Origin of the sequence: Vibrio renipiscarius, from assembly GCF_000827885.1 — a bacterium.
GTDB classification, from domain to species: domain Bacteria; phylum Pseudomonadota; class Gammaproteobacteria; order Enterobacterales; family Vibrionaceae; genus Vibrio; species Vibrio renipiscarius.
Map to the genome: position 1 here is coordinate 173531 of NZ_JTKH01000023.1, position 14315 is coordinate 187845.

General features: G+C 45.7%; 13 protein-coding genes. 8 read left to right on the plus strand and 5 right to left on the minus strand.

The genetic code is table 11. The features are described 5' to 3' along the window. Positions 1-146: 146 nt before the first annotated feature. On the minus strand, positions 147-998 hold the full coding sequence (gene focA, locus OJ16_RS13195; RefSeq protein WP_040991459.1) for a formate transporter FocA: 852 nt from the start codon (positions 996-998) through the stop codon (positions 147-149). Positions 999-1443: 445 nt separating this feature from the next. On the opposite strand from focA, the gene OJ16_RS13200 reads away from it, so the two are divergent. Beyond that, positions 1444-1683, plus strand: coding sequence for a TIGR02647 family protein (locus tag OJ16_RS13200; RefSeq protein ID WP_040991465.1), 240 nt, complete (start codon positions 1444-1446; stop codon positions 1681-1683). A gap of 81 nt (positions 1684-1764) precedes the next feature. On the opposite strand, the gene OJ16_RS13205 is transcribed toward OJ16_RS13200, so the two are convergent. After that, positions 1765-2193, minus strand: a complete 429-nt coding sequence (locus tag OJ16_RS13205; RefSeq protein ID WP_040991467.1) for a PACE efflux transporter — start codon at positions 2191-2193, stop codon at positions 1765-1767. 87 nt (positions 2194-2280) lie between these two features. Between OJ16_RS13205 and OJ16_RS13210 the strand changes: the two genes are divergently transcribed. Genes OJ16_RS13210 through OJ16_RS13220 form a run of 3 tightly spaced genes read left to right on the plus strand, consistent with a single transcriptional unit; the run spans position 2281 to position 4662 of the window. Then, positions 2281-3174, plus strand: coding sequence for a LysR family transcriptional regulator (locus OJ16_RS13210; protein WP_040991469.1), 894 nt, complete (start codon positions 2281-2283; stop codon positions 3172-3174). A 13-nt stretch (positions 3175-3187) separates the two neighbouring features. Continuing rightward, a complete protein-coding gene (locus OJ16_RS13215; protein WP_040991471.1) occupies positions 3188-4009 on the plus strand; it encodes an NAD(P)H-binding protein in 822 nt (273 codons plus the stop codon). Positions 4010-4020: 11 nt separating this feature from the next. Further along, positions 4021-4662: a YdcF family protein gene (locus OJ16_RS13220; RefSeq protein ID WP_040991473.1), complete on the plus strand. Its 642-nt coding sequence runs from the start codon at positions 4021-4023 to the stop codon at positions 4660-4662. 88 nt (positions 4663-4750) lie between these two features. Here OJ16_RS13220 and clpA read toward each other — a convergent pair whose 3' ends face one another. Together clpA and clpS are read right to left on the minus strand one after the other, a co-directional pair. Further along, positions 4751-7021 (minus strand): ATP-dependent Clp protease ATP-binding subunit ClpA, encoded by a 2271-nt coding sequence (gene clpA / locus OJ16_RS13225; protein ID WP_040991475.1) that lies wholly within the window; start codon positions 7019-7021, stop codon positions 4751-4753. A 42-nt stretch (positions 7022-7063) separates the two neighbouring features. Then, entirely contained in the window at positions 7064-7384 is a 321-nt protein-coding gene (gene clpS / locus OJ16_RS13230; RefSeq protein WP_005600095.1) for an ATP-dependent Clp protease adapter ClpS, read from the minus strand. Positions 7385-7843: 459 nt separating this feature from the next. On the opposite strand from clpS, the gene cspD reads away from it, so the two are divergent. Further along, positions 7844-8065, plus strand: a complete 222-nt coding sequence (cspD, locus tag OJ16_RS13235; protein WP_040991478.1) for a cold shock domain-containing protein CspD — start codon at positions 7844-7846, stop codon at positions 8063-8065. 110 nt (positions 8066-8175) lie between these two features. Here cspD and OJ16_RS13240 read toward each other — a convergent pair whose 3' ends face one another. Continuing rightward, a complete protein-coding gene (locus OJ16_RS13240) occupies positions 8176-10401 on the minus strand; it encodes an NADP-dependent isocitrate dehydrogenase (protein ID WP_040991480.1) in 2226 nt (741 codons plus the stop codon). Between the two features lie 458 nt (positions 10402-10859). Between OJ16_RS13240 and OJ16_RS13245 the strand changes: the two genes are divergently transcribed. The 3 genes from OJ16_RS13245 to OJ16_RS13255 all read left to right on the plus strand — a co-directional run bounded on the left by OJ16_RS13245 (position 10860) and on the right by OJ16_RS13255 (position 14315). Continuing rightward, positions 10860-11555, plus strand: coding sequence for a pseudouridine synthase (locus OJ16_RS13245; RefSeq protein ID WP_040991482.1), 696 nt, complete (start codon positions 10860-10862; stop codon positions 11553-11555). A 200-nt stretch (positions 11556-11755) separates the two neighbouring features. Then, the gene (locus OJ16_RS13250; protein WP_052811646.1) at positions 11756-12127 is read left to right on the plus strand and encodes a hypothetical protein; all 372 of its coding nucleotides are present in this window, start codon (positions 11756-11758) and stop codon (positions 12125-12127) included. An 88-nt stretch (positions 12128-12215) separates the two neighbouring features. After that, the gene (locus OJ16_RS13255; RefSeq protein WP_040991811.1) at positions 12216-14315 is read left to right on the plus strand and encodes a protein-disulfide reductase DsbD family protein; all 2100 of its coding nucleotides are present in this window, start codon (positions 12216-12218) and stop codon (positions 14313-14315) included.

Sequence of the window (14315 nt, forward strand, 5' to 3'; positions counted from 1 at the left end):
TCGAGAGCATGACGACCAAAGAAACTGGTTAGTTGATAAACCAAAGGAGTTGAAGGGGTATGGGTGGCTTCTTCCTGACCATATTGGCGATGTATGGATGTAAAAAAGGCCCGCAATGCGAGCCTTCTTGATGATGTGTGGGTTGATCAATGCTGGTCATCTCGTAGATAGATAAGCCAATACCACATACCAACAAATAATCCACCACCAATAATATTGCCAAGCGTTACTGGCAACAGATTGTTCGTGATGAAATCAATCATATTAAGATCGGCGTAATCGGCGATATTTGCGCCCGTCATTTGCCAAAATTCAGCCGGGGCGAAGTTCTTGATCCCTATCGCCATCGGCACTTGGAACATATTCGCAATACAGTGCTCAAAACCAGCCGAAACAAACATTGCCACGGGTAAAATCATCACCATGATCTTATCGGTTAATGTGCGACCACTGAACGTCATCCATACCGCAATACAGACGAGGACATTACACATAATGCCGAGGGCCATCGCTTGGAAAAAGCCGTGGTGCAATTTGTGCTGTGAGATGGCCATCGCGTTTAGACCGACCTGCCCATGATCAAACATGTATTGTTTAGTCAATAGCATACAGCCGACCAATAGAATCGCACCGATCAGGTTGCCAACATAGACAACACACCAGTTTTTAAACAGCATACCCCAAGAGATTTTACCGCTCGCGCGCGCGACCAAGGTCAACACCGAACTGGTAAACAGCTCTCCACCCGTTACAACCACAAGAATCAGACCAAGACTAAAAGCAATGCCGCCAATTAGGCGTGTCATACCCCAAGCCATATCTGACGCACCAGTCGTCACAGTGGTATAGAATATAAAAGCAATCCCGATATGAATACCGGCAGAAATTGCGAGAAGAAAAGACTTAACAGGATCTTTGGTTGCTTTGCCTAGGCCAATTTCAGCAGCGCGCTCAGCCATTTGTGGCGGCAATAAAGAGTCAAATTGATTGAGATTCATAATAGCGTGACAATTTGAAGCGGGTGAGTTTATGGTCGCGGATAATCCTCCTAATTAAACACAAATTCAAGTACTAATTTTGACGTTAACTTGAATTGTTTAAAATGAGATTTCCCACGTGATTCCAATCGAGTCCTAATCGTATAAAAACAGGTAAATCAACCTAATAGCAATAGCCACAAACAACGAAAAATCATAAACTTAACATTATTGTTTGATTTATTTACTGGCGTTTTTTTCCGTTTAGTCTAATTTTTCATATTAATAGTATTCGTTATGCAAAAATCTACTTTTTTGGGCTGCCTAACAATTCTTATCGTAGAGCATTGTTTCCAAGCCGTATTAGCAGTACTTTTAAGATACCCCGTAACAAAAGCGTTTAGATTGAGAATAAATCGTCGTTTGAGGTTATACGGGTGTTGGTACTAATTATAAGGAACAAACCATGAAATACTTGCCAGAATATCTATCAGAACTTAATTTGCTACTGCAATTCGACATTAGTAGCTCAGCTACTGGCATTAAAGTTCACAGCGATGCATCAGAAGACGTGCAGTTAGCCGTGAAAAGTTTATTTGAAAAAGGACTTTGTACCTTACCAGATGGTGGTTACTTGACCGATGAAGGTATCGAAGTAGCCGAAAATGCAGATAAAATTTTGCGTGTATTAAGCACTCAAAAATAATCTGGAAAAAGAGCACCCAAGGTGCTCTTTTTTAATGCCTATCCTTGTGTATTTCTCATTCAATACGTCTGTTCCACTCTTTTAAAGAACGACATTTTGAGTAAACAGCCGACGATAAGGTTGGATTCGGTCATACACCCAGTTAAATCCCGTCGCATAGAAGAAAAAGAACACGAGAAAGCCCGCTTCTAGCAATAACGCTGCGCCAATACCGATTTGCAAAAACCACGCAATGGTCGGCACCGATAAGAAAATCAACCCACCTTCAAAGCCAAACGTATGGCCAATTCGCAGTGCCAATGAGCGATTCGAGCGCTCACTGCCAAACCAACGGTCAAATAAAATGTTGTAAAAATAATTCCAAACCACCGTAAACAGACTTAGACCGACGCCAACAATGGCTAAGTCACCCGTCGCCTTACCTGTGAGCAACGCGGTCGTTGGAATGATGATTGCCAAGGCGATGGCTTCAAATGTTACAGCGTGGAAAATTCGCTCTTTCGTTTGCATGGTGTTTCTCACAGTCTATTTCGATTTGCGCTTATTTTTATCTACATCTATGATAGTTAAAAGTTAGATACCATCAGTTAAAGTGATATGTTTAGTATTGAGCAACTTGAAGCCTTTGTGACCACCGTTGAGCAAGGCTCTTTTTCTGCCGCAGCACGAAAGCTTAAAAAAGTGCAATCGGCCATCAGTCAACACGTGATGAATATTGAGATCGACTGTGGATTTGAGCTTTTCGACCGCAGTTCTCGTTACCCTAAACTCACCCTGCACGGCCAACGTTTGCTGCCCTACGCCAAAGCTTCGCTTATTCAGCATCAACGCTTACTGAACTGCGCGTTGCATCTGGAACATATCGAATTTCAAGATATTACCCTAGCCGTCGATGAAGGCATCCCGATGACACAGTTGTCCGCCGCACTCAATGCTGTGTGCGCTCGCTACCCAACATTACGATTTGAATGCCTTACCGCGTCAAGCATCGATATCATCGCCTTGGTGAAACAACAACGTGCCACGATGGGGATAATGTTCAATGAGGTATCGCTAGACGACAATCTCGACTTTGAAGGGCTGGGAAGTGTTGAATTTGATGTCTACGTAGCAAGCCATCACGCTTTGGCCCAAGAGACCGTTCCGCACCTTGATATGCTTAGATTGCACCGACAAATCGTGATACGGTCTAAATCGAGTGAAATGAGCAGTTTTCAGCATGCACATAGTCCTGAGGTATGGTTTGCCGACAGTCACTATATTTTATTGGAACTCATCAGTAGCGGCTTTGGTTGGGGGATGTTGCCGAAACACATCGCACAACCTGCTTTATCAAGCGGTAAGCTCATTCAACTGCGTTCTCAGTTTGAAAACTTATCGTGGCACGCCAATATTGATGTCATTCAGCATCAAACGGTGAGCCATTGCCCAGCGCATACTTTTATGCGGCAACAGCTGCGACTGCTGCTCAACGCAGAAAAACAAATCTAATCGGAGGTGAGTGATGAAACAAATAGGGATCATTGGTGGAGGTTGGCTCGGCCAGCCGCTCTCTCAATTCTTGGTCAACTTAGGCCATTCGGTCACGGTGAGTAAAACCACCTCGCAAGGATGCGATACTCTAAACGCACTCGGTTTTAGCACGGTACAGATCGATCTAAGCGACGATATCGAGATCTGTATTCAGCGGTTAAAGCCACTACAGCTTGATATGATTATTGGCTGTTTCCCGCCTGGATTTCGTCGCGGAAAAGGCACTGAATATGCCGAATATTGGGCGAAACTGGTTGCTATCGCGCAACAAATAAACATCAAAAAAATAGTCATGGTCAGCTCGACAACCGTCTATCCTGACCGGGCTGGCACCATGCATGAAGACGATGCGACGCTCGCGTTGGCTCTAAACGATGATGCCTTTTCTACTAACGCTAAGATCATGCTTGAAGCCGAACAAACGCTCATAGAGAGTGGTTTGGAATACGCCATTGTTCGCTGTAGTGGCTTGCTTGGCCCTAATCGAAATCCCGCCAATTTTGCAGGAAAGCTTCGCCAAGTCAGCGATCGCGCCCCTGCCAACATGGTGCATCAAATTGACGCGGTTGGTGTGGTGAGTTTCGCTGCATTAAATCTGTCTGCCGATGTGGTCAATGCCACCACACCTAACACCACCAACAAAGCCGAATTTTATCAAACCGCACTTCAACGTGCCGGTCGCGACGAACCGCTCCCCCCTATCGTACATATCGACGATAAATTAGTCAGTGCCGATAAGATCATGCAACTCGGCTATCGTTTTCACTTTCACCACACATTAGAGTTATTGTAGGAGTACCTATCGTGAACACACACACTCCTCTATTTCGTCACATCGATGTTTTGTGGCAATACATGCAGCTTGATCATGACATGACACCAGCCGATTGTATTTTTGTGTTGGGTAGTAACGACCTTCGAGTCGCGGAACATGCCGCGCAACTCTACCTGCAGGGAATGGCTGGCAAGATTCTTTTCTCCGGCGGTTTTGGCCGTTTAACCGAGGGCGTCTTTGAACAAAGTGAAGCGGAAACATTTGCGGTAATCGCACAAGACCTTGGCGTACCGGCTGAAGATATTATTATTGAAAATCGCGCGTCCAACAGTGGTGAAAATGTTTTATTCGGCGCACAGCGCTTACAAGAATTAGGCCTGTCGTTTAAACGCTTCATCTTAGTACAAAAGCCGTACATGGAACGACGCGCCTACGCAACATTTATGAAGCAATGGCCAATGCCCGTTGAGCATGTATCTGTCACATCAACCAAACACCGCTTTGATGATTACTTTACTGATGAAATCGACTTATTTACCGTCATAGAAGCCATGTTGGGGGATTTTGAGCGAATTAAAAACTATCCGTCGAAAGGGTTTCAAATCGAACAACCCATACCCCATGACGTCGATATTGCGTATCAGCACATCCGTCACTCGTTGGCGCTGTAACGACCAAAAACATATTTTAACCAAGAAAAAAGCCAGAACATGCGTTCTGGCTTTTCGATTTAAGCGATTAATTCAAGTGTCGCGTGATTTAGTGAGCAACCGCTTCTTTCTCTTGATCAAAGAAGAATTTCAGTTCGTCGTCTTTCAATGTGACTTTCACTGAGCCGCCATCCACCAGCGCACCAAACAACAGTTCATTCGCCAATGGTTTTTTCAGCTTATCTTGGATCACTCGTCCCATTGGACGTGCCCCCATCGCTTTATCGTAACCTTTGGCTGCTAACCACTTACGTGCGTCATCAGACACTTCCATAGAGACACCACGCGCATCCAATTGCGCTTGCAGTTCAACGATGAATTTATCCACCACTTGATGAATCACTTCTTCATCTAAGCTATTGAACCACATAATGTTATCTAAACGGTTACGGAACTCTGGCGTAAAGACTTTTTTGATCTCTGCCATCGCATCTGGGCTGTGATCTTGCTGCACCAAACCAATAGAACGTTTTTCGGTTTCTTGCACACCAGCGTTGGTGGTCATTACCAAAATTACGTTACGGAAATCCGCTTTACGGCCGTTGTTATCCGTTAGCGTACCGTTATCCATCACTTGCAATAACAAGTTAAAGATATCAGGGTGCGCTTTTTCGATTTCATCAAGTAACACCACTGAATGCGGATGTTTTAGGACCGCATCGGTCAGTAGACCGCCTTGATCATAACCCACATAACCTGGAGGTGCGCCAATCAAACGACTCACTGAGTGACGTTCGCCATACTCAGACATGTCAAAACGCAGTAGTTCGATGCCCAGCAGTTTTGATAACTGTACCGTTACTTCCGTTTTACCGACGCCGGTTGGGCCAGCAAACAAGAATGAACCGACTGGTTTATTATCAGCACCGAGGCCGGCACGCGTCAGCTTGATTGCTTCGGTTAAGACTTCGATTGCGCCATCTTGACCAAACACCATCATCTTCATTTTCTTTTCAAGCGTTTGCAGGGTTTCTTTATCTGATGACGACACTGATTTCTCAGGAATACGTGCCATCTTCGCAACCATTGCTTCGATGTCTGCTACGCCGACAGTTTTCTTACGGCGACTGGCAGGGGCTAAGCGACTGCGCGCACCGGCTTCATCAATGACATCAATCGCTTTATCTGGCAAATGACGTTCATTAATGTATTTCGCAGATAACTCAACGGCTGCACGAAGCGCTTTATTGGTATAACGAACTTCATGGTGCGCTTCATATTTCGGTTTTAAACCCATCAAAATCTTGGTGGTGTCATCTAGCGATGGCTCGACCACATCGATTTTTTGGAAGCGACGAGCAAGCGCGCGTTCTTTCTCAAAAATGTTGCTGTATTCTTGATAAGTCGTTGAACCAATACAGCGCAGTTTACCGCTGCTTAGTAGTGGCTTAATCAGATTTGCAGCATCGACTTGGCCGCCAGAAGCAGCGCCTGCGCCGATAATGGTATGAATTTCATCGATAAATAGAATCGCATCATCTTCTTTTTCAAGCTGTTTCAAAATGGTTTTGAAACGCTTTTCAAAGTCGCCACGATATTTTGTACCCGCCAACAGCGAACCAATATCTAACGAATAGATCACGCTGTCTTTGATAATGTCTGGCACTTGGCCTTCAACAATGCGCCATGCTAAGCCTTCCGCAATCGCCGTTTTACCGACACCCGCTTCACCGACTAATAGCGGATTATTTTTGCGACGACGACACAGTACTTGGACCGTACGTTCAAGTTCTTTGTCACGGCCAATCAGCGGGTCGATTTGTCCCTGCTTAGCCAATTGATTCAAGTTAGAAGCGAAACTTTCTAGACGTTCTTCTCCATTCGCTTCTTCTACCGGGGTTTCACTCCCGAAAGAATCCGAAGATGGCTCGTCATTAGAGCTGGCGCCTTTGGTGATCCCGTGAGAGATGAAATTCACGATATCTAATCGGCTCACATCGTTCTTTTTCAATAGGTACGCGGCGTGTGATTCTTGTTCACTAAAAATGGCGACAAGTACATTCGCGCCTGTCACTTCACTGCGACCAGATGATTGGACGTGGAACACGGCACGCTGTAATACGCGCTGGAAACTCAATGTTGGCTGCGTTTCACGTGTTTCGTCATTTTCAGGGATGAGAGGCGTGGTTTGATCGATAAATACATCAAGCTCATTGCGAAGTGCATCAATGTCAGCCTGACAAGCGACCAAAGCATCTCGCGCGGCATCATTTTCTAACAATGCAAGCAGGAGGTGCTCGACAGTCATAAACTCATGTCGTTTGTCTCGGGCACGAGCGAATGCGCCATTCAGACTCGACTCTAATTCTTTATTCAGCATAAGGACCTCCTCAAAGAACAACTAAAATTGTCCGTTCAAGCGTTAAGCTTGTTCCATAGTACAAAGCAATGGGTGCTCATTTTCCCTTGAATACATTGTTACTTGAGCAACTTTGGTTTCAGCCACTTCCGCGGTAAATGTGCCGCAAATGGCTTTCCCTTCATAGTGGATCTGGAGCATGATCTGGGTTGCTTTGTCGATATCCATTGAAAAAAATCGCTCCAAGATTTCAATGACAAAGTCCATCGGTGTGTAATCATCGTTATTCAAAACAACGTGATACATGGATGGTGGCTTCACTTCTGTTTTTTCTAACTCAAGAAGATCTGAGTCTGGTGTTACCCATTCAAAATGCTTGCTCATGATTCGTATAATCTACACAGTTTCGTTAATTACTTTAACATTTCGTCGTACGGAAAAATTAGATGGATATCTTAGTAAGAGCAAAAAGCACAAGCAGTTAAAACCCCATACTTAAAGACTAATCCAGCAATGGTATCGCTGCAAATAAAAGATTTCTTTGTCTGCAGAAAGACATAACAAGTGACCAAAAATACATCAACCGTCACTAAATTCATTCAAACTTTTATGTCGCCAGCGTGAAAATCGTTATCAAACTGTAATGCATGCAGCACAATTGTATGTGAATATTCAGTAAGTAATACCTTTTTCCTATTGACTGTACTCTATCATTGACTACTCTGGAAAAATAGTGACTTAAAAATTCGCCAACGGTTGGGTGATTTTTCACTATCGTCGTATCACCGCACAGGAGTGTGGTCATTTAACAACATCAGTAAACAATGCATGAGGGACGTAAGCATGGCGACAGGTACAGTAAAATGGTTTAACAACGCCAAAGGATTTGGTTTTATTTGTGCGGAAGGGGACGAGAGTGATGTGTTCGCTCACTACTCCACTATCCAAATGGATGGCTACCGTACTCTGAAAGCCGGCCAACACGTGTTATTCGAGGTCGAAGAAGGCCCAAAAGGTTATCACGCGAGCGTCGTTACTCCAGTGGAGGCTGAACCCGCAAAATAATCGCTGCCGAGTGCATATTATTATAATAAATTTACGATTACATTTTGCGTGTAGATAAAAAAACCGCCACTCGGCGGTTTTTTAGATCATCAACATCGCGTCATTAAAACTTAACGATGAAGAATGCGATTCAATGTCGCACTCGGACGCATCAGCGAGGAGACTTTGCCATCTTCTAATGCATAGTAACCGCCCAAATCACCTACGATGCCCTGTGCGCCATTAAGCTCAGCAACAATCTGCTTTTCACCTTCCGCTAAAGCCTTCGCGATAGGAGCAAATTCAGCCGCTAACTCAGCATCTGCCGATTGCGTTGCCAACGCTTGTGCCCAGTACGTCGCAAGGAAGTAGTGGCTGCCACGGTTGTCCAACTCACCAACTTTACGTGATGGCGACTTGTTGTTATCGAGGAACTCACCAGTGGCTTTATCGAGTGCATCCGCCAAAACTTGCGCTTTGTCGTTGCCAGATACGGTGCTCAGGTGCTCTAGGGAAGCCGCTAATGCTAAGAACTCTCCTAATGAATCCCAGCGTAAGTGGTTTTCTTTTTCGACCTGCTGGACATGTTTAGGCGCCGAACCACCCGCCCCTGTTTCAAACAGACCGCCGCCATTCATTAGCGGAACAATCGATAGCATTTTTGCTGAAGTGCCCAGTTCTAAAATTGGGAACAAGTCGGTCAAGTAATCACGCAATACGTTACCCGTGACGGAAATCGTATCCAGTCCTTCTTTGATACGCTCCAATGAGAACTGACATGCATCAATAGGAGAAAGGATCTTAAGCTCTAGGCCAGCCGTATCGTAATCCGGTAAGTAGGCATTCACTTTCTTAATCAGCTCAGCATCGTGGGCACGGGCTTCGTCTAACCAAAAAACCGCTGGGACATTTGCAGCGCGAGCACGGGTGACCGCTAGTTTTACCCAATCTTGAATCGGCGCGTCTTTAACCTGACACATACGGAAGATGTCGCCTTCTTCAACGCTTTGTTCTAGTAGCACAGCACCAGAAGCATCCACGATACGAACCGTACCAGCCCCGTCTAAGATAAACGTTTTATCATGAGAACCATACTCTTCCGCTTTTTGCGCCATCAAACCCACGTTAGGCACACTGCCCATGGTGGTTGGGTCAAACGCACCGTATTGCTTACAAAAATCGATCACCGCTTGGTAAATGCCCGCATAGCTGCGATCTGGGATCAACGCTTTGGTGTCTTTTTGTTTACCGTCTGGACCCCACATTTGTCCCGATGAACGCAACATTGCTGGCATAGATGCATCCACAATGATATCGCTTGGCACGTGTAGGTTGGTAATGCCTCGGTCAGAGTCAACCATTGCCAATGGTGGTTGTGTTTCATACACCGCTTGCAATGCCGCTTCGATTTCTTCTTTCTGTGCCGAAGGTAACGCCTCAATTTTCGAGTATACGTCGCCCAAGCCATTATTGACGTCAACGCCTAGCTCTTCGAATAACGTACCGTATTTGGCAAAGACATCTTTATAGTAAACTTTAACCGCATGACCAAAGATCACCGGATCCGATACCTTCATCATCGTGGCTTTCAGGTGCAGTGACAAAAGGACGTCTTGTTGCTTAGCTTCTTCAATTTGTTCTTCAAAGAAGCTCACGAGTGCCGCTTTATTTAACACCGCGCTGTCGATGATTTCTTTATCTTGCAGTGCAAACGGTGCTTTCAGTTCTTTACTGGTGCCATCCGCACCAACAAATTCAATTTTAACGTTGGTTGCGCCATTCACTGTGACCGACTTTTCGCTACCAAAGAAATCTTTGTCCGCCATGCTAGAAACATGCGACAACGACTCTTTTGACCACGCCCCCATCGAGTGTGGATTTTTCTTTGCGTAGTTCTTCACTGAGAGTGGCGCGCGACGATCAGAGTTACCTTCACGCAATACTGGGTTTACCGCACTGCCTTTGATCTTGTCGTAAGTCGCTTGAACCGCTTTTTCTTCGTCGCTATGACACTCTTCAGGGTAATTCGGTAAGTTGTAGCCTTTCGCTTGCAACTCTTTGATTGCCGCTTTCAATTGAGGTACAGAAGCTGAAATGTTTGGCAATTTAATGATGTTTGCCTGGGGTGTTTTCGCCAATTCACCTAATTCAGCCAGCGCATCGCCAATACGTTGTTCTTCCGTTAAGTAGTCTGGGAAGTTAGCAATAATACGCCCAGCAAGAGATATATCTCGTGTATCAACGTTAATACCCGATGAAGCAGTAAATGATTGGATGATTGGCAATAGCGAATAGGTCGCTAACGCGGGAGCTTCATCAGTAATGGTATAAATGATTGTAGGTTTATCTGTAGGCATGAAATTTCCCTATTGTTCTAACAAAGCCTATGGGGTGTTTAGCTTTGACTATGTGTTCGCCAGCAAGTTACCGCATCGTCCCCTCGCTTGCTTACGATTTGTTCGTCTCTTTAATTCTTTGCCCATTTGGGCAAAATCCATGAGAGCTAATCGTTATAATTAAACAAAATCATCATAATAGTCTACTATACCCAAATGACGTCAAGGTGCAGGATTCTGAGCTCTGTCACACATTTCTGTTTCAGGCTATACCTTGAAAGAAACGACGATGGGTAATAGTCCTCTATTCCCGAGTTGTTTGACACCACATGAAGTGAGTAACAAACGCCAAAAAGGCCAATTTGCTACTTCGATATACCGTGCGTCAATCCAAATTTCGGCGCGCAAATGATAGCGTAAACCGTATAATCTTTAAATCCATTCACACATATTATTTACATTTTTGCAGGGTAGTTAACATGCAGACACGTTCTAGTCGTTCGTCTTCAAATAAATCATCTCAAGGAACGACAAAACGTTTCAAACGCGACGATCAAGCCACGCGCACAAAAACGCATTCTTCAACACATCGCAAGAAGACGGCTTCAACCAAACCTAAAATCTCGCCCGATCAGCGTAAGGTCATTGTGTTCAACAAACCTTTTGATACCTTGACTCAGTTTACCGATGGCGAAGGTCGCAAAACTTTAGCCGACTTCATCGATGTGAAAGAGGTCTACCCTGCTGGTCGTTTAGATCGTGATAGTGAAGGTTTATTAGTACTGACCAACGATGGTATTTTGCAGGCGAAGTTGACACAACCAAGCTCTAAATCGCCAAAAACTTACTGGGTTCAAGTCGATGGTGCACCAAGCGAAGCAGATTTGGATAAGTTACGCGAAGGGGTTGAGCTTAAAGATGGCATGACGCTCCCAGCAAACGTTGAAATCATGACCGCGCCAGAGGTTTGGGAGCGCACGCCCCCTGTTCGTTTTCGTGCCAATATCCCGACCACTTGGATTGCCTTGACCATCATTGAAGGTCGTAATCGCCAAGTCCGCCGTATGACCGCACATATTGGTTTCCCGACATTACGTTTGATTCGCCACTCTGTTGGTGAGATTGCTTTAGGCGATCTCCAACCAGGCGAATGGAAAGAAATCACGCTGAAATAGCGAAAAAGCATCATCGCAGCAGTAAAACGGCTCGATTAAGATTGGATCATGCCGTTTTACAATTCCGCTCTTGAATCCGTATCCTATCTTCTCTAGGCTGGCGTTCATTCTCTTCTGAACCTTGTTGGTGACAGGCGATTCATATTCACACCAATAAACGATATCGCTTACCGCACTGGGCACTGATCCTTATCAGCTTGGTGGTTTTTTCATGTCTGAATAAAGCCGTATTTGATGCCACTCAATGGATAAACACTGCCAGCAACGGGGCGCTTCGTGGGTCATCAAACGAAGCGACACAATGGCAATCGCTCTATCAGCGCACATTTCAATTAAGTCTTAACGACGCTCAAGCCAATATCGCAACCAGTGATAATCGCGATCCTTGTCATGTCGGCCAACAATCATTGCCACAACTCTCCACGAAAACCGATTGGCTTGCGCCTTTTATCGTCCTATGTTTATTACTGGCTTGGCGTGGTCGATTCGTCCACACGACTATCCGTCGTCTAACGCCAGCACCTCAACCAAAACGGCGACTGCATTTAACACACTGCGTCTTCCAAGAATAAAACGCGCTTAGGCCGCCCTTTTATTCATATTTATTTTTGGAGATTTTTTGTGTTAGAAAACCGACGTATTTACGATTTAGCCTGTCATATGACAAAGGCCACCATTAGGCGCAAGGCAAGTATGCTGATTGCCCTACTCGCGAGTGTACTATTTGCCGCCAGCGCCCTTGCGCAGACCACGGGGTGGATCAGCGATCATACTCATCCGCCGGACGAACTGCGCCTGATGTTGACAGGCGAAGCCGATGCAAACAATCAAACCCTGCAAGCGGTGCTTGATGTCAAACTGGCCGATAATTGGAAAACTTATTGGCGCAGCCCCGGTGAGGCAGGTATTGCACCAGAACTGGATTGGTCTGCATCCAACAATATCAAACAGATCGAATGGCACTGGCCTGTTCCACGCTATTTTAAGCAATTGGGCATTCAAACATTAGGCTATCAATCTCATGTCGCCTTCCCATTAACGATCACCTTAGAGCACGCCGATCAACCCGCGCAACTGAGTGCTCGTCTGCGTTTACCTTCCTGCACGGATATTTGCGTCATCACCGATTATCCCATCGAGATGACGATTGACCCTCGCGCATTGAAGATAGAACAAGAGGCGATGTTTCTCTTCAATCAAGGCTTAAGCCAAAGCCCACGCCCCAATAACGATGTTCACGTTTCAGCCAGCTATTGGGATGACGCACAACAGCAATTCATTGTTCAACTAATCAATAAAACCGCGTGGCAATCCCCACAAGTCTTAGTTGATGGTCACGATGTCGATAACGAGTTTTTTGGAAAACCTCGATTAATAACGGGTGGCGATAGTGAATCTTCCGCGGGCCATCTGCTCACGGCCATCTTCAATGTGAGTAATTGGAAAGGCCACGTTGATCTCAGTGGAAAATCGGTCGTCGTGACGGTCGCTGACACGACCTTTGCCACAGAGATAGCAACGCCTGTTGGAGCGACGCCGATTCAAACCAAGACCACCAGCATGATCGCGATGATCGCCTTCGCTCTGATTGGGGGTTTGATTCTCAATGTGATGCCGTGTGTGTTGCCTGTGCTGGGGTTAAAGCTCAACAGCATCGCGCTGCAATATGATGCTTCGGCACAACAGATCAGAGCGTCCTTTATCGCTTCGGCATTGGGGATCATAACGTCATTTGCCCTTCTTGCCGGTATGCTGACCGCACTCAAAATGGGTGGCGGCAGTGTTGGCTGGGGTATTCAATTCCAAAGTGTGCAATTTATTGTATTGATGTTGTCCGTCACCTTCATTTTTGCACTCAACTTACTGGGGTTATTTGAATTTCGCCTGCCATCGCGCCTCAATACATGGGCTGCACAGCAAGGAAAGCAGAGTTATCTAGGGCATTTTGTGCAAGGTATGTTTGCTACGTTACTCGCCACACCATGCAGCGCCCCTTTTCTTGGTACGGCAGTGGCTTACGCGCTAGGGGCAAGTATAGGCGAACTGTGGGTTATCTTTATTGCGCTTGGCATCGGTATGAATGCGCCGTGGCTACTGTTTGCCATCGCGCCCAAGCTGGTTCAATTTATGCCAAAACCGGGCGTGTGGATGAATCGAGTTAAGATAGGTTTTGGCTTGATGATGCTCGCCACCACCTACTGGCTCATCAGTTTACTATCGCCATTTTTTGGCGTAGGTGTCGTTTGGCTCGTTGGCCTCACCATCACATTATTCACCTTTATTTGGTTGGTAAAGCAGTATGGCCGCAAGGTGTTCATTCCTATTATCGCCACCTTTACCCTCGGCGGTGGAACGGTCTTGCTCATAGGTAGTTTGACCGCCGACCATTGGGCAACCCCGACTGTCGACGATTTAAACTGGCAAACGCTACGCAGCGACACCATTACCCAACTTACTGATCAAGGCAAAACCGTGTTTGTCGATGTGACCGCCGATTGGTGCATCACGTGTAAAGCCAATAAGATCGGCGTGATCTTACAAGACCCCGTCTATAGTGAATTACAAAAACCGAATATGGTGTTGATGAAAGGTGATTGGACAACACCAAACGACAACGTAACTCAATACTTACACAGTAATGGACGCTACGGCGTGCCGTTTAATATCGTTTATGGCCCCAATGCACCAAAAGGTATCCCATTACCCGTCATATTATCCGAGCAACACGTGATGGAAGCGATCAAGCAAGCGAGCAAATAG